This window comes from Billgrantia endophytica (assembly GCF_002879615.1).
Taxonomy (GTDB): Bacteria; Pseudomonadota; Gammaproteobacteria; order Pseudomonadales; family Halomonadaceae; genus Halomonas; species Halomonas endophytica.
Genome location: NZ_PNRF01000033.1, coordinates 1 through 23,749, shown reverse-complemented (window position 1 = coordinate 23,749; position 23,749 = coordinate 1). Strand labels below are relative to the sequence as shown.

The 23,749-nt window shown below is 63.3% G+C and carries 22 protein-coding genes; 8 read left to right on the top strand and 14 right to left on the bottom strand.

All coding sequences use genetic code 11. From position 1 onward, the window contains the following. Positions 1-17: 17 nt before the first annotated feature. From C1H69_RS16610 to C1H69_RS16600, 3 genes are all read right to left on the bottom strand, one after another. Positions 18-362 carry an RES family NAD+ phosphorylase gene (locus tag C1H69_RS16610; protein ID WP_205738520.1) on the bottom strand — a complete coding sequence of 115 codons (345 nt, stop codon included), beginning with the start codon at positions 360-362 and terminating at the stop codon, positions 18-20. Between the two features lie 57 nt (positions 363-419). Further along, entirely contained in the window at positions 420-1,355 is a 936-nt protein-coding gene (gene epsC, locus C1H69_RS16605; protein WP_102654504.1) for a serine O-acetyltransferase EpsC, read from the bottom strand. A 231-nt stretch (positions 1,356-1,586) separates the two neighbouring features. Continuing rightward, positions 1,587-3,497, bottom strand: coding sequence for a sensor domain-containing diguanylate cyclase (locus C1H69_RS16600; protein WP_102654503.1), 1,911 nt, complete (start codon positions 3,495-3,497; stop codon positions 1,587-1,589). Between the two features lie 133 nt (positions 3,498-3,630). On the opposite strand from C1H69_RS16600, the gene C1H69_RS23645 reads away from it, so the two are divergent. Continuing rightward, positions 3,631-3,780 (top strand): hypothetical protein, encoded by a 150-nt coding sequence (locus C1H69_RS23645; protein WP_165789511.1) that lies wholly within the window; start codon positions 3,631-3,633, stop codon positions 3,778-3,780. A gap of 125 nt (positions 3,781-3,905) precedes the next feature. Here C1H69_RS23645 and C1H69_RS16595 read toward each other — a convergent pair whose 3' ends face one another. From C1H69_RS16595 to C1H69_RS16580, 4 genes are read right to left on the bottom strand one after another with little or no spacing between them, the layout of a single operon-like run. Beyond that, positions 3,906-4,742, bottom strand: coding sequence for an EAL domain-containing protein (locus tag C1H69_RS16595; RefSeq protein ID WP_102654502.1), 837 nt, complete (start codon positions 4,740-4,742; stop codon positions 3,906-3,908). 32 nt (positions 4,743-4,774) lie between these two features. Further along, complete coding sequence (locus C1H69_RS16590; protein WP_102654501.1) at positions 4,775-5,662, bottom strand: ABC transporter permease; 888 nt, start codon at positions 5,660-5,662, stop codon at positions 4,775-4,777. Next, the gene (locus C1H69_RS16585; RefSeq protein ID WP_102654500.1) at positions 5,659-6,540 is read right to left on the bottom strand and encodes an ABC transporter ATP-binding protein; all 882 of its coding nucleotides are present in this window, start codon (positions 6,538-6,540) and stop codon (positions 5,659-5,661) included. The genes C1H69_RS16590 and C1H69_RS16585 overlap by 4 nt, the downstream gene beginning before the upstream one ends. Before the next feature lies 1 nt (position 6,541). Beyond that, entirely contained in the window at positions 6,542-7,558 is a 1,017-nt protein-coding gene (locus C1H69_RS16580) for an ABC transporter substrate-binding protein (RefSeq protein WP_102654499.1), read from the bottom strand. A 244-nt stretch (positions 7,559-7,802) separates the two neighbouring features. On the opposite strand from C1H69_RS16580, the gene C1H69_RS16575 reads away from it, so the two are divergent. Continuing rightward, positions 7,803-8,726 (top strand): TauD/TfdA dioxygenase family protein, encoded by a 924-nt coding sequence (locus C1H69_RS16575; RefSeq protein WP_205738519.1) that lies wholly within the window; start codon positions 7,803-7,805, stop codon positions 8,724-8,726. Between the two features lie 96 nt (positions 8,727-8,822). On the opposite strand, the gene C1H69_RS16570 is transcribed toward C1H69_RS16575, so the two are convergent. From C1H69_RS16570 to glnT, 7 genes are all read right to left on the bottom strand, one after another. Then, positions 8,823-9,878, bottom strand: coding sequence for a heme-dependent oxidative N-demethylase family protein (locus C1H69_RS16570; RefSeq protein WP_102654497.1), 1,056 nt, complete (start codon positions 9,876-9,878; stop codon positions 8,823-8,825). 12 nt (positions 9,879-9,890) lie between these two features. Beyond that, the gene (locus C1H69_RS16565) at positions 9,891-10,829 is read right to left on the bottom strand and encodes a PDR/VanB family oxidoreductase (RefSeq protein ID WP_102654496.1); all 939 of its coding nucleotides are present in this window, start codon (positions 10,827-10,829) and stop codon (positions 9,891-9,893) included. Next, positions 10,829-11,413 (bottom strand): dimethylamine monooxygenase subunit DmmA family protein, encoded by a 585-nt coding sequence (locus tag C1H69_RS16560; RefSeq protein ID WP_102654495.1) that lies wholly within the window; start codon positions 11,411-11,413, stop codon positions 10,829-10,831. Before C1H69_RS16560 ends, C1H69_RS16565 begins: the two co-directional genes overlap by 1 nt. Positions 11,414-11,725: 312 nt before the next feature. Continuing rightward, a complete protein-coding gene (locus C1H69_RS16555) occupies positions 11,726-13,060 on the bottom strand; it encodes an FMN-binding glutamate synthase family protein (RefSeq protein ID WP_102654494.1) in 1,335 nt (444 codons plus the stop codon). A gap of 14 nt (positions 13,061-13,074) precedes the next feature. Next, the gene (locus tag C1H69_RS16550) at positions 13,075-13,758 is read right to left on the bottom strand and encodes a GltB/FmdC/FwdC-like GXGXG domain-containing protein (protein ID WP_102654493.1); all 684 of its coding nucleotides are present in this window, start codon (positions 13,756-13,758) and stop codon (positions 13,075-13,077) included. 4 nt (positions 13,759-13,762) lie between these two features. Next, positions 13,763-14,680, bottom strand: coding sequence for a class II glutamine amidotransferase (locus C1H69_RS16545; RefSeq protein ID WP_102654492.1), 918 nt, complete (start codon positions 14,678-14,680; stop codon positions 13,763-13,765). 52 nt (positions 14,681-14,732) lie between these two features. Then, positions 14,733-16,067 carry a type III glutamate--ammonia ligase gene (gene glnT / locus C1H69_RS16540; protein ID WP_102654491.1) on the bottom strand — a complete coding sequence of 445 codons (1,335 nt, stop codon included), beginning with the start codon at positions 16,065-16,067 and terminating at the stop codon, positions 14,733-14,735. A gap of 620 nt (positions 16,068-16,687) precedes the next feature. Between glnT and purU the strand changes: the two genes are divergently transcribed. The 6 genes from purU to C1H69_RS16510 are packed head-to-tail and all read left to right on the top strand — an operon-like array spanning position 16,688 to position 23,684. Next, positions 16,688-17,551, top strand: a complete 864-nt coding sequence (gene purU / locus C1H69_RS16535) for a formyltetrahydrofolate deformylase (RefSeq protein WP_102654519.1) — start codon at positions 16,688-16,690, stop codon at positions 17,549-17,551. After that, positions 17,548-18,471 carry a bifunctional methylenetetrahydrofolate dehydrogenase/methenyltetrahydrofolate cyclohydrolase FolD gene (folD, locus tag C1H69_RS16530; protein ID WP_102654490.1) on the top strand — a complete coding sequence of 308 codons (924 nt, stop codon included), beginning with the start codon at positions 17,548-17,550 and terminating at the stop codon, positions 18,469-18,471. The genes purU and folD overlap by 4 nt, the downstream gene beginning before the upstream one ends. A 23-nt stretch (positions 18,472-18,494) precedes the next feature. Continuing rightward, complete coding sequence (locus tag C1H69_RS16525; protein ID WP_102654489.1) at positions 18,495-19,733, top strand: FAD-dependent oxidoreductase; 1,239 nt, start codon at positions 18,495-18,497, stop codon at positions 19,731-19,733. A 30-nt stretch (positions 19,734-19,763) separates the two neighbouring features. Continuing rightward, positions 19,764-20,060, top strand: a complete 297-nt coding sequence (locus tag C1H69_RS16520; protein ID WP_102654488.1) for a sarcosine oxidase subunit delta — start codon at positions 19,764-19,766, stop codon at positions 20,058-20,060. Then, positions 20,057-23,002, top strand: coding sequence for a 2Fe-2S iron-sulfur cluster-binding protein (locus C1H69_RS24445; protein ID WP_205738518.1), 2,946 nt, complete (start codon positions 20,057-20,059; stop codon positions 23,000-23,002). Before C1H69_RS16520 ends, C1H69_RS24445 begins: the two co-directional genes overlap by 4 nt. 1 nt (position 23,003) lies before the next feature. Then, positions 23,004-23,684: a sarcosine oxidase subunit gamma gene (locus tag C1H69_RS16510; protein WP_102654487.1), complete on the top strand. Its 681-nt coding sequence runs from the start codon at positions 23,004-23,006 to the stop codon at positions 23,682-23,684. Positions 23,685-23,749: the final 65 nt, after the last annotated feature.

Here is a 23,749-nt window from a genome sequence, read left to right as displayed (position 1 = left end):
GCCCACGATGCACGGCTTCATCGTCTGCCGTGGCTGAAGGAGGAGTGACGAAAGCCATCAGGCTTCCGTGCGGGAAGCGATTTTCTGCAGCGCACCGTCGCATCATCCGCCGACAGATACAGTGCCTCCTGCCCAGGCCGGTTGAAGCGGCCTCCCTGCCGCGCAGCACCCATGCCAGACAATGGTGTGCCGGCGAAGGCAGGCGTGATGACCCGGTAGCAGGCCTCGTCCTTGCCCTCACCAAGATGACGCCTGAAACGAGTGCTACCGCTACCACCCTTCAAAATTCCGCTGCCAAGGTTCAAATGACCAATAACGGCAAGCCACAATGTTTCCACCATCGAATAAGCAAGTTCACTCACGGGCTATCCGATACCAGCTTCCAGTTGGTGGTATCGGGTGAGTGCTGGATACCCACACTAGCCATCTCCCTCATGCGACTGGCGCAGCATCGCCTGAGTGATCTGGCTCCCCGCGGGTACGCTGCGGGTCAGCCAGACGTTACCGCCGATGGTCGAACCCTGACCGATGGTAATCCGGCCCAGTACCGTGGCACCGGCGTAGATGACCACATCGTCCTCGACGATGGGATGGCGCGGTTCGCCCTTCTTCAGCGAGCCATCGCCGTTCTCGTCGAACCTGACCGCCCCCAGTGTCACCGCCTGATAGAGCCTGACACGGTCACCGATGATGGCCGTCTCGCCGATGACGACGCCCGTTCCGTGATCGATGAAGAACTGATGGCCGATGGTCGCACCGGGGTGAATATCGATCCCGGTCGCCGAGTGTGCCTTCTCCGCGACGATCCTGGCCACCAGCGGCAACCCCGCCTTGTAGAACTCGTGCGCGATCCGGTGATGGATGATCGCCAGCACCCCCGGATAGCAGATGAGTATCTCGTCGACGCAGGTGGCCGCCGGGTCCCCGCGGTAGGCCGCAATCACGTCCTGATCCAGCTGCCGGCGGAGTTCCGGCAGCAAGGTGGCGAAACGCTTCACCAGGGCTCGAGCCTCGGCGTCGTGCTCCGATGTCGGGGCATGCGATGCCCGGTAGTTCAATTCCAGCTTGACCTGGCCATGCAGCACCGTCAGCGCATGGCCAAGCTGATGCCCCACATAATAGTCTTCGCTTTCCTTGGTCAGGTCGGGAGGCCCCAGTCGCATGGGGAACAGAATGCCGCAGAGGGCATCGACCACCTCATGAATGGCATGATGAGCCGGCAACTCACGGCTCCCCAGATCGGGGGCTCGCCCCTGGCGTTCACGCCACTCCCGTCGAACCTGCCGCAGTCCAGTGACCACGGCACCGAGCGGCCAGTCCGCCACGACGCTGTCGCGCGATGTCTTGTCGGTCATTCCGGCGTTCCATTGATGCTCCATGAGACGACCATTCTAAGCGGCAATGGGCCTACCGTGCATTCCAACGCGACCAGTGGATCGTGCGGGGCACGGGTTCTCGCGATGCGCCAGAAGCGGCCTCCGCCGAGGCCCCTCAACGGACCCGGCCCCAGGAGAGCCTGTCGGACTTAACGCTGATCTACTGCGAGATCCGGTCTTTCGTGACGATCGGTCAAATCCGACAGGCTTCTAGCGGCCATTGTGCAGAGCCTCCCAACTGAACCGGTTCTTGCCGGCGTTCTTGGCGGAATACATGGCCGTATCGGCGTGAGCCACCAAGGCAGCCATGTCGTTACCATGAACGGGGAACAACGCCGCCCCCACACTGGCCGAAATGTGGACCGGCACGCCGTCGAGGTCGAATGGCATCGATAGAGCGTCGATGATATTGGAGGCAACAACCTCGCAATCCTCCTCCTTGGCCACTGTCGCCAGCACGATGCCGAACTCGTCGCCGCCGATGCGTGAAACCGTGTCTTCGGCGCGAATGCAGTCTGCCAGGCGTCGGGCGACCTGCTGCAACAACGCATCGCCGGCCGCATGGCCACGGCTATCGTTGACCGCCTTGAACCCGTCGAGATCGATGAAGAGAACGGCGGTCAGCCTCTCGTGTCGGCGCGCCGATACCAGCGCCTGGGCGAGCCGGTCCTGAAACATCACGCGGTTGGGCAATCCGGTCAGTGCATCGTGCAACGCATCGTGCGAAAGGCGCGCCTCCAGATCCTTGCGGGCAGTGATGTCTTGCGTGACAGCTACCAGGAAGTCCGGACGACCTTGCGGGTCCTTCACGACGCCCAGCGCCTCGCATACCCACAGGACAGAGCCATCCCTGCGCCGATAGGGTTTCTCGATTTCCGGCGAAGAGACTGGCGAATGGGCCGACAGGCGGTGCATCAGGAACTGCCGGGCCTGGTCGCGGTGATCCCTGTCACTCAACTCGAACACTGTGCGCGCCCGCAACTCGTCGCTGCTGTAGCCCAGCATACGGCAGAACTTGTCGTTGGCACCCAGTATGCGTCCATCGGGTGCAATGTGCGCGATACCCATGGCGGCCTGGTGGAACGTGGCCCGAAACAGCGCTTCACTGACCTGCAATGCGTCAGCCACGGCACGTTGGCGCGCCAGCACCAGCATCAGCAGGGCGGCGAACACCAGCAGCGCCGCGGTCGCCCCGCCCGCCATCGCCAGGTAGCCAGACCGCCGCTGCAGAACCGGCCCCAGTTCATCGGCATAGGCGGTCCCCACGGTCACCATCAACGGGTAGCCCGCCATGCTCCGGTAGCTGATGATGCGCGCGACACCATCAGTTGCATCACCCCACTCCACGAACTCACCTTCGGGCGCCGTCGCCCGGCGCTGGAACCAGTCGAGCCTCCGCGCATCCAGGCCGAAACTGTGCTGGCTACCGATCTTGCGGCCGCGCACGATACCATCGAAACCGGTCAGCTCCAGCAGGCCTTGGCCCCCGAGGTCGGCCTGGCGATAGAAATCGGTGAAGTTGGACGGATCGACCGACATCACTACCACACCCCCGAAGCCACCATCGGGTCGGGAAATGCGCAGCGACATGGGAATTTGCCAGCGACCGGAAACACGCCCCAGTACCGGTTCGCTGACGAACAATGCATCTCCGGATCCCTCGTGTTGTGCCTGGAAGAACTCACGATCGGCGTAGTTCACCCGGCCAGTCTCCTGGCTGCTGCTGACGATGTCGCCTGCTTCATTCACCACGCTGATGATGGTGAACATCGCCTCTCGTATGACACGCTGCTCGACCCACTGCCGCAAGTCGATGCCGGAACCCTGCTGGCGGTACTGCTCCCGCACGAACGCAGCGACCTGCTCGGCAGCCTTCAGAGTGCGAAAGACCTGCTGTTCGAAGGCAATGGCAAGATTCGTATTCGATTGCATGGCAGCGGCCACCGCCTGTTCACGTTCGAACGCGATGCGCTGCAACGTGGCCAGCCAGATACCGACAATCGCGACAATGCACACCAATGTGATGAGCAGATTCAACGGAGTACCGGCGTGGTAGCGCCAGGATGCCTGTGCGGAAGGCGACCCATGAGGGCCGTCTCCCGGAGGCCGGTGCGGCGTCATCGCATACTCTCCAAACCTTTCTGGAAAATGGATGACTCCGAATGTACTGGTTTGGACATCCGCCGGTCGAGCAAAAGGGCGGGCACGCAGCCATGTTATGCTCATCACGTACTCCGCCGCATGAGCCAGGCACATGGTCACCAGCGCTTTCATCGACGACCACGACAGCCCCTGGAAGGAAGCCCTGGAAACCCGCTTCCCCGATTTCATGGCGCTGCCGTTTCCCGACATTCACCCTCTCAAGCGGTCTTGGCAAACAACGCCACGTCCGGTAGCCCTTTGAAGGGCTATCGCAGGTAAGCAGCTCGGCCCCCTGGTGCCGCGCCGTCGCGTAGACGATGGCATTCTCGCACCAGCCACTTCGACAACCTCTACCCATCCCATCGGATCAAGGCTTCATGACCTCGCTTACGCTCGCTCGGCCTTCACGAACGCCTCCAGCAGGCTACCGCTGACCCGGGTCGGCTCAAGCTGTGACATGATGCCCAGATCACCGGGGCGCTCGAGCCCTGGCCACCAGACCTGCATGCCGGCGGCCCGGGCATCGCGGCTCCATTGCGCCAGCCTGGGGAAATGCTCCCGGCTTTCCCTCGCCAGACGCAGAGCGCTGCCATCCGGCGTGACCCAGCGGACACCACTCGCCTTCAACGCTTGCCAGTCCACGTCTCGCGTACCCAGCGCGACGCCTTGAGCCAGCAAGGGATAGCCTCTGCGGTGAAAGCTCTGCGCCGCCTGGCGGGCATGCGTCTCCGCCAGCAATACACTTCCGCTCAAGCGCAGCACTACCTGCTCGGGATACAGCCCAAGTCGCGCCAGCAGCGATTCGAATACCGAGCCGTGCGATGCCTCCACCGCCTGGACATGTCGCCAATGCACGTCGACGACCAACGGCGCGGCATCCGCACCGTGTTCCGCCAGATGATTCAGTGCGTGCAGAACGCGCAGGAAGCGATCGAGAAAGATCACGTCTTCCTTGTCCCAGGAAAGGAAGTACAGCGACTCGGCGGGGCGCGGGCGTTGTTGTCCATTCCCGCCCTCGACCACCACGGTGGCTTCCCAGGCGGCGATATCCAGACGGTCGAGATCGAGAATGGGATGCTGGGAAGGGTACAGCGTCATTTCATGCAGCACGCCCCATACCCGCCCCTGCCGATAGTGGAAGCAGGCGTGGCGACGCAGGCTGGCGGCAGGGTTGAAAGCCTCTAGGTGGGCATTGAAGTAGTCGATCACCTGGGTCAGTGGCATGGCATCAGCCTCCGGTATCAAGAGACGTTCAATCAGGACGAGGTCTGTATACCCCAGCGACGTACGGTCACCCGCTCGACCGTATCGAAGAACAGGTTCTCCACCAGCAAGCCGATCAGGATCACCACCACCAGGCCGGCAAAGACGTTGTCGGTATAGAGTTCGTTGCGGTTCTGGAAGATGTACCAGCCGAGCCCGCCCTGGCCGGATGACGCGCCGAACACCAGTTCCGCGGCGATCAGGGTGCGCCAGGCAAACGCCCAGCCGATCCTGAGCCCGGCCAGCAGTGAAGGCAGCGCCGCCGGGATCAGGATGAAGGCCACGTAGCGCAGACCACGCAGCCCATAGTTGCGCCCGGCCATGCGCAGGGTCTCGGACACGCCCTGGAACCCCTGGTGGATATTGACCGCCATGGCCCACAGCACCGAGTGCACCAGCACGAAGATCAGGCTGGCCTCGCCAAGGCCGAACCACAGCAGCGCCAGCGGCAGCAGGGCAATCGCCGGCAGCGGGCTGAACATCGACGTCAGGGTACTGAGCAGGTCACGGCCAATACGGGTCGAGACCGCCAGGGTGGTCAGCGCCAGGGCCAGCAGGGCCCCCAGCGCATAACCCTTGAGCAGAACCGACAGCGAAGCGTTGATCCGCGAGAACAGGACGCCCGATGCCAGGCCGTTCCACAGCGCGCTGGCGGTATCGCCGGCGCTCGGCAGCAGCAGTGGATTGGCCTGATAGCGTGCCGCCGCTTCCCATAGCAGCACCAGGGCGACCAGGATGACCGCCTTGCGCACGGCACCTTGATCCCAGACGCGCTGCCACCAGTGGCGGTCCGCCAGCAGGTCGCGGGTATCCACCGGCGGCAGGTCGAAGACACGGTCCCGACGAATGCCAACGCCTGATGGCAAGCCATGCTGTGTCATGGGTAGGCTCCTTCGGCATTGCCGTTGGTGGCATGCTCGAACAGCAGCGTATGAATCTGCCGAGTGCGTGCCCGGGTCGCTTCGCTGCCAGCACTTTCCAGGCTATCTTCTTCGCATCCCAGCTCGGCACGCACTCGGCCAGGGTGTGGCGACAACAGCAACACACGGTTGCCGACCACCTGCGCCTCCTCGATGGAATGGGTCACGAACAGCAGGGTGAACCCCACCTCCTTCCACAGCGTCAGCAGCTCCTCCTGCATCTTGCGCCGGGTCAAGGCATCCAGTGCGGCGAAGGGCTCGTCCATCAGCAGGATTCGCGGCTGCATGGCCAGCGCCCGAGCAATCGCCACGCGCTGCTTCATGCCGCCCGAGAGGGTATGCGGATAGGCATCGGCGAACGGCGTCAGGCCGACCTTTTCCAGCGTCTCGAGGGCCCGCGCCTCGGCCTCGCGGCGCCTCAGCGTTCTCGAAGCCAGCAGCGGGAACATCACGTTCTGCTTGACCGTCTTCCACGGTGGCAACTGGTCGAACTCCTGGAACACCACGATACGGTCGGGTCCTGGCCCGCGAACGGCGCGTCCGTCCAGGCGAATCTCGCCTTCGGCCGGGGTGAGAAAGCCTGCCACCGCCTTGAGCAGGGTGGACTTGCCGCAGCCCGACGGGCCCAGCAGCACGAAGCGATCCCGCTCCTGCACCGCGAAACTGACCTGCTGGGTCGCCTTCACCACATGGCGCGGCGTGCGATATTCCAGCGTGACGTTGTCCACCACGAGCCGCGGCGCGGCGACCGGCGACACAGCCCCAGCGCGACTCGATACCTCGGGGTGCGTTGCGCCGGCCTGATCCGCCGCCCGTCTCAGTGCAAGGGATGGCACCATCTCAGCTGCCCTCCCAGCCATGTACGTCATCGAAGAAATAGTCCTGCCAGGAAACCGGCTCATTGCGGATCGCACCCACCGCGTGGAGGAACTCGGCGATGGGGTAGGTGTTGCGCGGCACCAGCGAGAAACTCACCTGCTCGTCGGTAATCAGCGACTCGAGGAACGCCTGTTCCAACTGGGTGCCGGTCACATCGCGGTAGATATCGGCGGCGCCGGCAGGATCGCTCTCGATATACGCCTGCGCCTCTGCCAGGGCATCGAGAAAGGCGGCATAGGTCTCGGGATTGTCGTTGCGGTAAGACTCGGTGGCATACAGCACCGTTGGCGACACGGGGCCACCAAGAATCTCGTAGGAGTCGATCACCGTATGGATACCGTCATGCTCCAGCGCCTGATACTGGAACGGAATCGCCGAGAAGTGCGCGGTGATTTCGGTACCTCCGGAAATCAGCGCGGCGGTGGCATCCGGATGCGGCAATGCCACGGTATTGCCTTCGAGCTGATCGAACGCCTCCACGCCATGGATATCGGCAACGGCCTTCTGCAGGAAGCGCGACTGAATCGATACGCCCACGGCCGGCACCGCGATCCGATCGTTCGGCCCGAAATCCTCGAGGTGCCGCACCTCGGGGTTGTTGGTAATCAGGAAGTTGGGGAACTCACCCAGCGATGCCACCCCCTTCACGCCCTGATTGCCATGGGTACGATCCCATATGGTCAAGAGCGGACCGACGCCGGCACCGGCGATGTCGATGGCGCCGGAAAGCAGCGCATCGTTGACCGCCGCCCCCCCGGAAAGCTGCAGCCACTCGACCTCGATGTCGACACCACGCTCGGCGCCATGCTTCTCGATCAGCGCCTGCTCGCGAGCGACATGCAGCAACAGATAGGTGATGCCGAACTGTTCGGCGATGCGTATCTTGCCCTCGGCATGGACCGGTTGCGACATGGCCAGGGAAGACAGCAGGACACCGGCGATACCGGCTACGGCGAGTGGGACTGTTTTCTGAGACATCGAGTCACCTTGGCGTTCGTGGTGGATAGCAACGCCTACGGTACCCGCCTCTCCTTTCCCGCCTTAGTGACTTTTCTTCAGATGGAACTCAGCCGTCGCCTGATAAGCAAATCATCGACCAATGCGCCTCCCTTCATACCTTCATGCTGAATTGCTTAGCGAATTTACTGATTGAAGCGCCCATTGAACCGGCCGGTGACATGCGCAATGGTGAGTCGGCCCATCTACCGCCATGGAGATCGTCATGAGCAGGACAACCCTTGATATCACCCTACTGTCAGGTCATATCGGCGCCGAAATCCATGGGCTCGACCTGGCCGCATTGGACGACTCGTCCTTCGCGCTATTGAAGCAAGCCTTCCTGGAGCATCAGGTGCTGATCCTGCGCGACCAGCAGTTGACCCGCGACCAGCATATCGCCCTGGGACGACGCTTCGGCGATCTTCACGTGCACCCCATGGCCAAGGGACCGGAAGGCTATCCCGAGATATTCCCCATCGAAGCCGGCAAGAATTCCTCCAACGACCCCAAGGCGATTCGCGGCGGCAAGCGCGCCGTGAACGGAGGCAATTGGCACTCGGACGTCTCCTGCGACGAAGAACCCCCGCTGGGCAGTATCCTCTATCTTCGCGACGTTCCCCCGGCCGGTGGCGACACCCTCTTCGCCAGCGGCTATGCCGCCTTCGAGGCGCTCTCTCCCGCCCTGCAGTCGTTTCTCGAAGGCCTCACCGCCGTGCATTCCGGAGAAGCCACCTACCGCCTGCACTACGGCAACCAGGCCGCCCAGGATCGCAGCCGCTTCGGTTTCCGCAGCGACCAGCCCTACCCGGAAGCGGTGCACCCCGTCGTGCGCACGCACCCCGAGACCGGCCGCAAGAGCCTCTTCGTCAATCGTGGCTTCACCCGCGAGATCGTCGAGCTGTCGCACACCGAAAGCCAGGCCCTGCTCGAGTATCTCTACCGCCACCAGGAAACGCCGGAATTCAGCGTGCGGCTGCATTGGCAGCCCGACAGCATCGCGCTGTGGGACAACCGCTGCACCCAGCACCGCGCCATCTTCGACTATGCCGGCCAGGTGCGGCGCGGCGAACGCGTCACCATCAAGGGCGATCGCCCCTACCTGCGGCGCGAAAACGATCGCGAGCCCCAGTGGGGTCTGGTCGGTTGACGCCGGCGAAGCGGCGCCCCTGCTGCTTGATACTCCGGTGTCGGAGTTAATCTCAAGCCTGGTGTATGGGAGCAGGCCGGCAGGGCAGATACTCCGTCATGTGGTGGAGCCAATCGAAGAGTATTCGCGAGGCTCCACGTCATCGTCGTACTGACTCAGCCACTCGACGAGAGTGCCCCGGTAACGGCTCAGCCCCTTGTAGTCGACCAAGGCCTGGGGAAGTCCTTTCAGCACCCGATGCAGGCGCCTGGCCCACACCTGGTTCGTCACCAGATCGTCGAGGCTGATCAGGTAGGTGCGAATGCCGAAGAACAGCGCATGGCTTCTCGGCATACGCACCAGGGTCTGCAGTTCCACGCGCAGGAAGACGTCCTTACCCACGTTGTCGGGCGTGATGGTGGTGCGGTCCCTGCCCCATTCATGATAAGTCTCCGGCGAGCTATCCATGCGTGGATGGATCGTCATTGTCCAGTTGAGCCGGCGCACGGGGCCGCCCGCCTGAATCGCGCAGAGGTATTTCAAGGCACGCTCGAAAACGCCCATTTCATGGGCCAGGGGAACGGGGCCATGCCACTGCTTGAAGCTCATTCCCGCATCGAAGGCCAACGACCAGTCGGCCGGCGAGGTGATCACGCCGGCATCCATGAACAGATCGCCGTGACGCTGATCCAGCAACGCGAAATCACCCTGCATCTGCCTGCCGATATACTCCATGGGAGGCAGCGGCAAGCTCGCCGGGTCACCGAAGCGAAAGCGCTGCTGGATCTTCAATGGGCGGTTCTCCCACAGGCACTCGTCACCCTGCCGCTCGAAGGAGAAGTGCTCGGGATAGTCCTTGGCGTAACAAGACATGACGAACTCGACCAGATCCCAACAGGCCGGCTCCATATGCGGCATCGCCAGGCAGCGGCCGGGGTCCTGCATCAGCACCATGTCGCGTTCGGCGGTCTCCGAGAGATAGTGCTCATCGATATCCAGCATGTGCTCGTAGACCGACCCTTTCGGCCCGGGCAGCCGATGCGGCTCGATATTGACCGAGTACCGGTAGTCGTCTTCGGGAAACGGGAAGGGAAAGCGCTCGATTGCCTTCCGACTGTTGCGATAGGTGAAGTTGCCACGGAAGGCTTGCGTATCTCGGGGTGCCAGATGCATGACCTGCTCCTCCTATAAGTCCAGAATCAGTGTGTCGCTTTGCGCACGCGAGACGCAGGGCATGATGGCCCGGTGTCGTTGCTTCTCGCTGTCATCGAGAAAGCTGTCGCGATGTTCGACCTGGCCTTCGACGACCACCGTTCTGCACTGCCCGCAAACACCTCCACGACACAGGTTGGGTACCTCGACGCCATACGCCTCCAGCGCTTCGAGCAGCGACGACTCGCCCTCCACCGCGATTTCGCCGCCGGAGCGGGCAAGTCTTGCAACGAAGGGGCGACCCGGCTGCGGCCCGGCAAACGCTTCGTAATGCACGCGGCCGCTCCCCCAGCCGAGATCGCGTGCCGCCGCGATGACGGCCTGCAGCATGGCGTCCGGGCCGCAGACGTACACATGGGTTCCCAGCGGTTTCTCGGCCAGTAATCGGGTAAAGTCGGGGCGCTCACTTTCGTAACAGTACAAGCGCTGGCCGGCCTGCTGCTCCAGCCAGGCCCGATAGTCTCCCGTCGCGCTGTCACGGAAGGCGCAATGCAATTCGTAACTGACGCCCCGCCGCCGGAATTCATGCAGATAGGACATAAAAGGTGTCATACCGATGCCACCGGCAATGAGGAGGTGATGACGCGCTTCCCAACTCGGCAGGAACAGGTTGGCGGGGGAGGAAACAGTCAGCCGATCCCCCACCTTGACCTCCTCATGCAGGTAGCGCGATCCCCCTCGCGATGCGTCCTGTCGCCTGACGGCGATGTGATAGAGACCGTTGTCGGCAGGATCGCCAAGCAGCGAATAGGCGTTGCGACACATTCGCTCTCTGATGGGCAGGGTGACAACAATATGGCTCCCTGGCGAAAAGGGCGGTAGTGGAGTCCCGGTGGAGGCGAGAGTGAATTGCTTGATGACGGGAGTAATGGTCTCGATGGACGCTACCCGAACGGAGAGTGACGCACTCATCAGCTCAGTACCTCCCGGGGTGGAATCTCGCTGGGCACTTCGGCATCGATCCTGACACCGATGTAGGCACCGAGCCGTCGAGAGAAGTGGTCCCGGACTTCCAAAGCCATCTGACAATTGGGGCAGTTCACGGGCGAGACATATACCGGCTCTGCCAGGGTGTGGCAGTGGACACAGAAGACTCGACGACCCTGCCCGGCCACCGGGTACAGCACGATCTCCTCGTCGACGAAACCTTTCTCCAGCGCAAAAGTCTGCACATCCCAGAGAAAGCCCTCGCTGCCGGCCACGACCAGGCGGCATCCCACCGTAACCGTTTCCAGGGCGTCATCCAGGCGGCGTGCAAGCTCCTCCCAGACATCGCGGTCGACTACGGTCGGCACGGTTTCGCGCCCGGCTCCGGCACTACTCATCACTATCCGAGCGCGCCGGTAGCACGCCTGGCGCAACAGCGTGGAGAGAATTTCGCGCGCCGCCGGTTCGATGACACACAGATAGTCGTTGGCCGGGGGGAGATGCGCGGGGCTGTGGTAGACGGGTCGGCTCTTGATCGCCGGATCGTCGCTGTCAGGGTCATAGGGCATTGTGTGGGCCTCCGGGACTATCGAGACCGCTTACCCGCGGGGCAAGCGGTGATTGTTCTTATCAGGATATTTTATTTACCATCAATAAAGCACAAATTGTGCCAATCCATAAGCCAATGAATTTTTTGTGATTTATTTTCTCGCTAGGAATTACATGCCTTGCTGAGGTGCAATCCCGGAATCCGCTCCACCATTCGGGTGCATTCACGGTTGATCGCATTGAATACCGGGGCTGCCTGAAACAGGGTTGTGAAGAGGGTGTTTCGGGAGGAGGCCGGCAGTCGGCCCACTGGGCACCGGCTGCCGGATGAATCAAGCGGGGGGGCAGTGGCCGGGAATCCAGCTGGTCCCCGCCAGCGGAACCCGGGCCATGGCGGCCGCTTCGACGGTCAAGGCCACCAGATCCTCCGGCTCCAGGTGATGCAGGTGCGACTTGCCGCAGGCCCTGGCCAGGGTCTGGGCTTCCAGCGTCAGAACGCGAATGTAGTTGGCCAACCGCCGGCCGCCGGCCACCGGGTCGAGGCGCTTGCTCAATGTCGGGTCCTGGGTGGAAATGCCGGCCGGGCACTTGCCCTCCTGGTAGTCGTCGTAGAAGCCCGCCGCGGAGCCGATGCGGCGATACTCTTCCTCGAAGCGGGAGTGGTTGTCGCCCAGCGCGATCAGCGCCGCCGTGCCGATGGCCACCGCGTCCGCTCCCAAGGCAATCGCCTTGGCCACATCGGCACCGTTGCGGATGCCGCCGGAAACGATCAGTTGTACCCCCTCGCGATGCACACCCATCTCCTGCAACGCCTGCGCCGCCTGGGGAATCGCCGCCATGGTCGGGATGCCGACATGCTCGATGAACACGTCCTGTGTCGCCGCCGTGCCGCCCTGCATGCCGTCGAGTACCACCACGTCGGCACCGGCCTTCACGGCAAGCTTCACGTCATAGTAGGTACGGGTGGCGCCCACCTTGATATAGATCGGCACCTGCCAGTCGGTGATCTCGCGCAACTCGGCGATCTTGATCGCCAGATCGTCGGGGCCGGTCCAGTCCGGGTGCCGGCAGGCGCTGCGCTGATCGATCCCCTTGGGCAAGGTACGCATCTGAGCGACCCGGTCGGATATCTTCTGCCCCAGCAGCATGCCACCGCCGCCCGGCTTGGCCCCCTGGCCGAGTACCACCTCGATGGCGTCGGCCTTGCGCAGATCGTCCGGGTTCATGCCGTAGCGTGACGGCAGATACTGGTAGACCAACCTGGAGGACTGGCCTCGCTCCTCCGGCGTCATGCCGCCATCTCCGGTGGTGGTCGAAGTCCCCACTTCCGTGGCACCGCGCCCCAACGCCTCCTTGGCCTGGGCGGACAGCGACCCGAAGCTCATGCCGGCAATGGTGACCGGCGTATCGATGACCACCGGTTTCCTGGCGAACCGGGTGCCGAGCACCACATCGGTGCCGCACTTTTCACGGTAGCCCTCCAGGGGATAGCGCGACATGCTGGCGCCGAGGAACAGCAGGTCGTCGAAGTGCGGCACCTTGCGCTTGGCGCCACCGCCGCGGATATCGTAGATGCCGGTCTCGGCGGCGCGCTGAATTTCCGCGATCACGTCCCGGCCGAAAGTGGCCGACTCACGCAGCGACGGGTTAACAGTCTGGTCGGTCATGGCAGGTTCCTGAATCAGTAGGCCGAGGCGTTGTCGACTTTGAAGTTATAGAGTTCCCGAGCCGATCCGTAGCGCCTGAACGCGGCAGGATCCTCATCGAGGCCAGCCTGCCGCAGCAACGCGCCCAGCTCCTCGACGTGCTTTGGACGCATCTCCTTTTCGATGCAATCCGCCCCCAGCGAAGCCACGTGGCCCTTCACGTAGAGGTGCGCCTCGTAGAGCGAGTCGCCGAGGGCCTCCCCGGCGTCGCCGCATACCACCAGGCAGCCGGCCTGCCCCATGAAGGCACTCATCGGGCCAATATCGCCCTTGACCACGATACTCACCCCTTTCATGGAGATGCCGCAGCGCGCAGCAGCGTTGCCTTCGATAATCAACAGGCCGCCATGGGCCGTGGCACCCGCCGATTGGGAAGCGTCCCCCTTGACTCGCACCACCCCCGACATCATGTTTTCCGCCACGCCCACGCCGACGTTGCCATGCACGGTCACGCTGGCTTTCTGGTTCATGCCGGCGCAGTAGTAGCCGGCGTGCCCTTCGATATCCACGCTGATGTCGGCGTCGAGGCCACAGGCGATATTGTGTGCTCCGTTGGGGCTGACGATACGCCACTCACGCTCGCTGATGGTCGGGTCCACATCGTGCAGCGACTGGTTGAGTTCGCGGAGGCTCGCACTGGAAAGATCGTAGGTTTTCATGATTTCAGGCTGCCTCCACCTTTGCGCCGTCCCGCTCCCAGACATGGATTCTCGCTGGCTCAGGCTCCCAGACCTTGGCGGACTGGATACCGGGCAAGCCCGCCAGGGCACGATATTCCGAGGCCATCGCCACATAGTCGTCGGTCTCGGCAATCACCGCCGGCTTGCAGGAAATGGGATCGCGAACCACGGCGAAACCGTCACGCGTACCAATGGCGAAGGTAAAGAAACCATCGAGATCCTCGAGCGCTCCCTCGAGCGCCTGAGTCAAGCCGCCCCCCTTGGCCAGGCGCCAGGTCAGGTAGCCGGCCGCCACTTCGGAGTCGTTGTCGGTCTCGAACACGATGCCCTCACGCTTGAGCTTGGCGCGCAGCCAGTTGTGGTTGGACAGCGAGCCGTTATGCACCAGGCACAGATCGAGCCCCGTGGAGAAGGGATGACAGCCCTGCAGGGTCACCGCGCTCTCGGTGGCCATGCGCGTATGGCCGATGGCATGACTGCCCCGCATGGCCTTCAGATTGAATCGCGAGGCAATGTCCCGCGGCAACCCAACACCCTTGAGGATCTCGATGCTGCGACCGGCACTCAGCACTCTCAACTCGGGGGTATGGTGCTTCAACCAGTCACGCACCTGCTTTTCATCACAGGCCAGCTTGAATACCGCCGCGTTGGCATTGCGAAACCAGCCATCAACACCGCCGAGAGCGTCTCCCAGGCGTTCAGCGAATACCGCCCAGTCGTAGGCGGGCTCGTCGCTCTGCAGCGTCAGCTTGACCCCACCATCGTATTCGTCGCCATAGATCGCGAACCCGGCACTGTCCGGCCCCCTGTCGGTCATGGCGATCAGCATCGGCTCGAACAGCTCGCCCAAACGCTCTTCCAGCGCCGGGTTCTTCAAATAGAGCCCCACGATTCCACACATAAGCATTACCTCTTTCGATAACTGACCACACCAGTGTCCAAGGCGACGGCGATCAGAAGAACTCAGCGTATTGCCGCACTTCCCAGGCCGTGACCTGGCGACTGTATTCGTCCCACTCCTGCCGCTTGATCTCGAGGAACTCATCGACGATCTCCGGCCCCATGGATTCGCGCAGAATGGTGTCCTCCGAGAGGGCCTCGATCGCCTCGTTGAGCGACTGCGGCAGGATGCCGATGCCCTTCTCGCGGCACGCCTCGGTACTCAATGCATAGAGATTGATGTTGTGCGCCTGGCCGGGATCGAGCTCGCGGACAATACCGTCCAGGCCAGCGGCTATCAGCGCGGCATGGACCAGGTAGGGGTTGCAGCCGGCATCGGGCAGGCGGAACTCCAGCCGACCGCCAGGCACTCGCACCATGGCCGAGCGATTGTTGTCGCCGTAGGCGATGAAGACCGGCGCCCAGGTCGATCCGCTGTTGGAGCCACCATTGACCAGGCGCTTGTAGGAGTTCACCGTCGGCGCGGCAAAGGCGCACAGTGCGGGGGCATGGTGCAGAAGGCCACCCAGGAAATGGTAGGCCAGCTTGGACAACCCCAGTCGCTGAGGGTCGCTATCGTCGCCGAACAGGTTGTTACCCGCCTCGTCGGCGATCGACAGGTGGAAGTGCATGCCATTGCCGGGGCGGTTGGTCCATGGTTTGGGCATGAAGGAGCAGACCATGCCGAGGTCATTGGCGATCTCGCCGGCGGCCATGCGCACGAAGGTAAAGCGATCCGCCGAGGTCAGGGCATCGCTGAAGGTGTAATTGATTTCGAACTGGCCATTGGCATCCTCATGATCGATCTGGTAGACATCGAAGTCCACCGTCTGCAGCGTCTCCACGAGCCGCTCGAGGAACACCCGCGAACGCGACAGCCCCTTGTAGTCATAGCAAGGCTTGGCCAGCGTATCGCTCTCGTCGACGGGCAGCAGTTCTCCGTTGGTGCCACGCTTGAACAGCGAGAACTCGGGCTCCAGCCCCGTGTTCAGCGTCCAGCCTTTCTCCTTGAGCCGCTCGATCTGCCTGAGCAGCACCACGCGGCTATCGTAAGGATGCGGCGCATCATTCACGTAGCCGCTGCAAGCCATTCGCGCATACCCCGGCTGCCAGGGCACCACGGACAGCGAGGCCAGATCTCCCCGCGCCATGAAGTCCGGGCCGTGTGGCTCCATACCCAAGCCACATACGGCGAATCCTGCAAATCCGGCGCCCTTTTCAACCACATCCATCAGACAACTGGCCGGTACCGACTTGGTCTTGGCGGCTCCATGGATGTCGACAAACTGAGCAAGCAGATAGCGGATGTCGTGATCCTTGATGAATTGCATTGCGGTTTCAGGGGTCATGGCACTCTTCCTCCAAGCGTTGTAGAGCGAATGGCTGGGCATCTCTTGCAACCGCAACGCAGCGATAATCGAACGCAACCCATGCCGCTCTCCCCCCGCCACATTATGCCACCCAACAATTCCTATCAAGAAATTATATTTCTTTTTAGGAATAGCATCTCTTGTGCCAACATTCGTTCAAACTCCACAAGAAACGAGAAAAGCTAAATAACACCTTGATATGGCGTGGAATAAATTTTCTTTCATCGGCAGACGGCTGTATCCGACTCATCGTTGCCACTTCTTTTACGCACCAGCTAAGTGCAAGAAATTCCCCGACCGCACCAAAACGGTCGGCACGAGGACGGCTCTCACGCTTCGCTTCGCCACAAACACACCGCACCCTCTTTTGGATAAGTTCCAACTTATTGAATAACAAATGGAATTATTTATTTTTCCCGATACCTGGCGAGCGTCTTAAAAACTGGCAGACTTGTTGCTTAACTGAAAGGAATGTTTTTTTCTTTACAGGAATTATATAAGGTGGCATGACGTCACTTGCCGATACGAATCATCTCTCGATGAAGCCAGGACCACTCACCGACCACCGACGTTTTCGTTCCAACAACCGGAAGCCCGACATGTCCCCCACGACGAGCTACATCATCACCATCTCCTGCCCCGCGGCCTCGGGCATCGTCGCCGCGGTCACCACGTTCCTCAGCGAAAGCCAGTGCTATATCAGCGAACTGGCGCAGTACGACGACGAGGAGCTGGGGCGCTTTTTCCTGCGTGCCAGGTTCCGTTTCAACGAGGGCATCAAGGGCGATATCGACAGCCTGAAGCGCGACTTCGACGGCGTGGCCAGCCAGTTCGACATGGGCTGGAGCCTCCATGACGAGGGCGAACCCATGCGCGTGCTGCTGATGGTCAGCAAGTACGATCACTGCCTGAGCGACCTGATGTATCGCCACCGCAAGGGCGAACTCGACATGCGGATCACCGCCATCGTCTCCAATCACCTCGACCTGCGACCCATGGCCGAGCGCGAGGGCATCCGCTTCGTCTATCTGCCGGTGACCCCGGAGACCAAGGCCCGTCAGGAAGCCGCGCTGATGGAGATCGTCGAAGAGACCGGCACCGAGCTGGTGGTACTGGCGCGCTACATGCAGATCCTCTCCAACGACCTCTGCAAGAAGCTCGCCGGCCGCGCCATCAATATCCATCACTCCTTTCTGCCCGGGTTCAAGGGTGCCAAGCCCTATCACCAGGCGCACGAGCGGGGCGTCAAGCTGATCGGCGCCACCGCCCACTACGTCACCCCGGACCTCGACGAGGGGCCGATCGTCGAGCAGGAAGTCCAGCGGGTCGATCACACCTACCGACCCGAAGACCTGGTGGCGGTGGGCCGTAATACCGAGACCATCGCGCTCTCCCGGGCAGTCAGGTACCACATCGAGCATCGGGTTTTCCTCGACGGCAACAAGACGGTGATCTTCAGATGAGTACGCTCGAATCCCCGCAACGCTCCCCCGCCCGGCGCATCGACGGCAAGGCATGTGCCGAGCGCGTCCTTGCCGAAGTGGCCGAAGGCGTGCGTCAGTTGGCCAGCGAGGGTGTCACGCCCGGCCTGGCGGTCGTGCTGGTCGGCGAGGACCCGGCCAGCCAGGTCTACGTACGCAACAAGGTCCGCCAGGCGCATACCGTTGGCATCCGTTCACTGGAACACCGCTTCGACGCGGACCTGAGTCAGGCGGAGCTGCTGGCGCTGATCGATCGCCTCAATCGCGATCCGGAGGTCAGCGGCATTCTGGTGCAATTGCCGCTGCCCGCCCATATCGACGAACAGGCAGTGATTCAGGCCATCGTGCCGGCCAAGGATGTCGATGGCTTTCATTGCGAGAACGCCGGTGCGCTGTGGCAGGGTCTGCCGGCATTGATCCCCTGCACACCCATGGGCTGCATGCGTCTGCTGCACGAGACCTGCGGCGACCTGACCGGCAAGCATGCGGTGGTGGTGGGACGCTCCAATATCGTCGGCAAGCCGATGGCGGCGCTGCTACTGCAGGCGAACTGTACGGTCACGCTGGTGCATTCACGCAGCCGGGATGCCGCCGCGATCTGCCGCCAGGCGGACATCATGGTCGCCGCCGTGGGGCGCCCCGGCATGATCGACGCGACCTGGCTCAAGCCCGGGGCGGTAGTCATCGACGTCGGCATCAACCGCATCGAGGAAACGCACGATGGCGAGCACCGCACCCGCCTGGTGGGTGACGTCGATCATGCCAGCGCCGAACGCCTCGTCGCGGCCCTCACCCCGGTGCCCGGCGGCGTGGGACCGATGACCATCGCCTGCCTGATGCACAACACCCTGATCGCCGCACGCACCCTGCACCGGCGGGCCGCTTCCCTGGCCATGGCCTGAGGCGTTCACCGAAGGAGCCTTCCATGCCTTTCGCACTGCTCAAGTACGGTCTGTCGTCCCACTATCCCGACGAAGTGGATCTACCGCCACCCGCGGAGCTCAAATCCGCCTACGACGTGGTGATCATCGGCGCCGGCGGCCATGGTCTGGCCATCGCCTACTATCTGGCCAGGTATCACGGTATCACCAGGGTCGCGGTACTGGAGAAGGCCTATCTCGGAGGCGGCAACACGGCGCGCAATACCGCGGTGATCCGCTCCAACTACCTCACTCCCGAAGGCGTTCGCTTCTACGGCGAGTCGGTCAGGCTGTTCAAGAATCTCTCCAACGAATTCGACTTCAACATCATGTACTCGGAGCGTGGCCAACTCACCTTGGCGCATACCGATGCCACAGTGCGCGCCTTTCGCCAGCGCGCCGAAGTCAACAAGCACTTCGGCGGCCGCACCGAGATGATCGACTGCCAGCAGATCCGTGAACTGGTGCCCACCCTGAACCTTGATCCGGGCCACTTGCCGGTGCTGGCCGGCCTTTGGCACGCCGATGGCGCCACCGCGCGTCACGATGCCGTGGCCTGGGGCTATGCCAGGCAGGCAGCCAAGCGTGGCGTGGAGATCCATCAGCTCACCGAAGTCCAGGAGCTGATCGTCGAGGGTGGACGTCTTACCGCGGTCAAGACCAACCGTGGCACGGTGCGCTGCGGCTGCGCGGTGCAGGCGGTGGCGGGTCACAGCTCGGTGCTGGCGGGCAAGGCCGGCTTCCGGCTGCCGGTCGTCTCCTATCCACTGCAGGCGATGGTGACCCAGCCGGTCAAGCCGTTCCTCGACCCACTGGTCAGCTCCTCGGGCCTGCACTGCTATGTCCAGCAGACCAGTCGCGGCGAGGTGGTGTTCGGCGGCGGTTCGGACCCCTACCCGCTCTACAGCAGCCGCTCGACACTGGAGCTCAAGGAGAGCCTGATCGCCCACGCCATCGAGATGTTCCCTTTTCTGGCCAAGGCCAAGCTCATGCGCCAATGGGCAGGCATCACCGACATGACGCCGGATTACAGCCCGATCATGGGCGAGAGCCCGATAGAAAACTACTACCTGGACGCCGGTTGGGGTACCTGGGGATTCAAGGCGACCCCGATCTGCGGCAAGACCATGGCCGAGCTGGTGGCCACGGGGCGCGTGCCCGAGCTGATCGCGCCCTTCCACCTCGAACGGTTCGCCAATTTCCAGCAGGTCAACGAAATGGGCGCCACGGCGGCCAGTCATTGATACGTTACTGACACCCAGGGGCACGAAACCATGAAGATCATGCATTGCCCACTCAACGGGCCACGCAACATCAGCGAATTCATCTACGGCGGCGAGTTGAAGGCAATGCCCGACCCCGCAGCGTGCAACGATCGCGAATGGGCCGACTACGTCTTCTACCACGACAACCAGCCCGGCGTTGTGACCGAATGGTGGCTGCACGCGCCCAGCAGCTACTGGTTTCTCGCCGAGCGCAACACCCTGACCGACGAGATCCTGCACACCTTCGAGCCTCAGGACATTTTTCAGCAGCGTGTCGAGTTCGCCACCGGGGAGCCAAGGTCATGACCCGTTTCGAACCCCTGGGCGACGCCACCTCCCGGCATGATGACCGCCTGCCGGACCCCATGGGCAGTCTGATCGACCGCGACCGGCCCATCGACTTCACCTTCGAGGGGGTTGCCTATCGGGGCTTTCAGGGCGATACCATCGCCAGCGCCCTGGCGGCCAATGGCCGCCTGCTGCTGTCGCGTTCCTTCAAGTATCATCGCCCACGCGGCCCGCTGACCCTGGCCGGCCATGACGCCAACACCCTGGTTCAGCTACCCGATGAACCCAACGTGCTGGCCGACGCGCAGCCGATCATCCCAGGACTCGCCGTCATGGGTCAGAACTACAGCGGCAGCCTGGATCACGACCGCGACATGAAGCTTGGCAAACTCTCACGGTTCATGCCGGTGGGCTTCTACTATCGCGCCTTCTACAAACCCTGGGGGATCTGGAAGTACTGGGAGCCCCTGATTCGCCGCAAGGCGGGCCTGGGGCACTACGACCTGGAAGCCAGGGGGGAGTATCACGACAAGGCCTACCGCTTCACCGACGTCATGGTCGTCGGCGGCGGCCCCGCCGGGCTGGAGGCGGCCCTGACCGCCGCCGAAGCGGGCGTGCGCGTGCTGCTGGTCGAGCAGCAGCCACGCCTGGGAGGCGCCCTGACCTATGCGCGTTTCGACACCGAGGGCCGGCGCGGCGAAGCGCTACGGGCTTCGCTGGTTGCGGCGGTGGAGGCGCATGACAATATCGACATCCTGTGCGAGGCCACCTGCAACGGCTGGTTCAGCGACAACTATCTGCCAGTCATCCAGGGACAGCGAATGTACAAGGTGCGAGCCAGGGAGTGCATCGTCGCCTCGGGCAGCTTCGACCAGCCAGCGGTGTTTCGCAACAACGACCTGCCCGGCGTGATGCTCGCCAGCGCCGCCCAGCGACTGATGCGGCACTATGCGGTACGCCCCGGCAAGCGCGCCGTGATACTCACCGGCAACGACGACGGCTACCTCGCCGCCCTCGACCTGCACGAACAGGGCATCGAGGTGGCAGCGCTGGTCGACATGCGCCAGGACGCCGATGATGCCGATCTGGCCAACGCCATCGACGTACTCGGGATTCCCCGTCATCTCAACCATACCGTGTACGAGGCACTGCACGACAAGCGCCTGCACCGCGTGACCGGAGTCGAACTGCGACACATCGCCGGCATGGGCGAGGTCGGCGGGGGAGGCCTGACGCTCGCCTGCGACCTGTTGTGCATGAGCGCCGGCTATATGCCGGTTTATCAATTGTTGTGTCAGGCCGGTGGCAGGCTCGGCTATGACGAAGAGAGTGCCGGGTTCACCCTTGGTGGCCTGCCGGCGCACCTGCATGTCGCCGGCTCGGTGAACGGCTTTCACGATCTTGGGAAGGTCCTGCGGGACGGAACCCGGGCGGGGGCCGCGGCAGCCAGGGCGCTGGGCCGCAACGCGCCAGAGGTTTCGGCGGAAGCACCCTGCCTGCGCACCAATTTCCCCTGGCCGATCTTCGCCCACCCCAAGGGCAAGGAATTCGTCGATCTCGACGAGGATCTGCAGATTCGCGATATCGTCAATGCCACGCGCCACGGCTATCGCGATATCCAGTTGGTCAAGCGCTTCTCGACGGTGGGCATGGGGCCCTCCCAGGGGCGCCATTCGGCGCTGCCCACCGCCAGGCTGGTAGCACGGGCTACCGGACGCAGCATCGCCGAAACCGGCGTGACCACCGCACGACCGCCGTTTGGCGCCGAAACGCTGGCCCACCTGGCCGGGCGCGCCTTCGACCCCTTCCGTCAAACGCCGATGCACCGCCGCCATGTCGAACTCGGCGCCAGGCTGGTGCCGGCCGGCACCTGGCAGCGTCCGGCCTTCTACCCCACGCCAGAGGGTGTGCTGGAGCGGAATCGCTGCATGCAGGCAGAGGCGTGCCATGTACGCGAGCAGGTGGGAATCATCGATGTCTCGACCCTGGGTGGCCTTGAGATTCGTGGCCCGGACGCCGCCGAATTCATCAACCGTCTATACACCTTCGGCTTTCTCAAGCAGCCGGTGGGCCGTACCCGCTATGCGGTGATGACCAACGAGCAGGGCGTGGTCATCGATGACGGCGTCTCCTGCCGTCTGGGTGAGCATCACTTTTATGTCACCGCCACCACCAGCGGTGCGCCCGGAGTACATCAGAGCATGCTGCAGTGGAACGCCCAGTGGCGTCTCGAGGTGGATATCGCCAACGTGACTTCCGCCTTCGCGGCAGTCAACGTGGCCGGCCCCCTGTCACGGCGGGTACTCGAAAAGGTGTGCCATGACCCCGACCTCTCCGCCGGGGCCTTCCCCTACCTGGCCTTGCGCGAAGGCCATGTCGGCGATATTCCGGCGCGTCTGCTGCGGGTCGGCTTCGTCGGCGAGCTAGGCTACGAGATCCATGTGCCGTCACGCTATGGCGAATCTCTCTGGGATCGGCTGATGGAGGCCGGCCGGGAGTTCGACATCCGACCCTTCGGCGTCGAGGCCCAGCGCCTGCTGCGCCTGGAGAAGGGCCACGTGATCATCGGCCAGGACACCGATGGCATGAGCCATCCGGGAGAGATCGGCCTGACATGGGCGGTCAACCGCAGCAAGCCCTTCTTCGTCGGCCGGCGTGCCGTCGATATTCTCGACGCCCAGCCACCCAGGCGCCGCCTGGTGGGCTTCAAGCTGCCTCTCGACGGTCCCAGACCGCTGGAGGGCCACCTGGTGCTGGAAGGCGACCGGATTACCGGAAACGTCACCTCCTGCGAGCGTTCCAACAGCGTGGGAGCCATCATCGGCCTGGCCTACGCCGGCGCCGACAAGGCCACGCCAGGCAGCCGCATCACCCTCCGCGTGGAAGGCAGCCAGGACGTGCAGGCCGAAGTGGTCGCGCTGCCCTTCTTCGACCCCGACAACGCCCGCCAGGAGCTGTGACATGACGACACCAAACGACGTTTTGCCTCCCGCGCGCAGCCCGCTGCAGCACCTCCACGAAACAGCCCCGGCGAGCAATGTCACGCCGGCAGAGGCACGGGCCCGGCTGACCCATTGCGCGCTGCTCGACCTCTCGGCCCTGCCCCGGGTCGGCTTTCGCGGCGCCCAGGCCGGCGACTACCTGCGCGAGAGAGGCTACCGGCTGCCCGAGCGGCCCAATCTGGCCCTGGCGCAGGACGACGGCAGTTGGGCAGCGCGGCTTTCCGCCACGGAGTACCTGCTGCTCGGGAGCCTGGCCGACGCAGGGGCCCGGATCGCCGCGGAGGAAACGGCCTGGCGCCAGGGCGCACGCGCCTGCTACCTGCAGCCGCGCCACGACAGCCACGCCTGGCTGACGCTGAGCGGCCACCGGGCCCCTGCGGTCATGGCCAAGCTATGCGGAGTCGACCTCAGCCCAGCCGCCTTCCCGACGGGGCGGGTCGCCCAGACCTCGGTGGCCCGCCTCAACGCCATCGTCGTCAACGTCGGCGATGATGGCATGACGCGATTCCACCTGCTGTTCGACAGCGCCTCGGCCTGCTATTTATGGCCGGTACTGCTCGATGCCATGCAGGAGTTCGAGGGTGAGTCGCTGGGAGCCGAAGCGCTGCTAGGTTTTGTACGAAAAGTCGACGAGCGATGATCAGGCAAGGCAAAAATCAGCGACAAATCGGCAGGAAAGCCGATTTGGGCAGCTCCGCTGCTCGG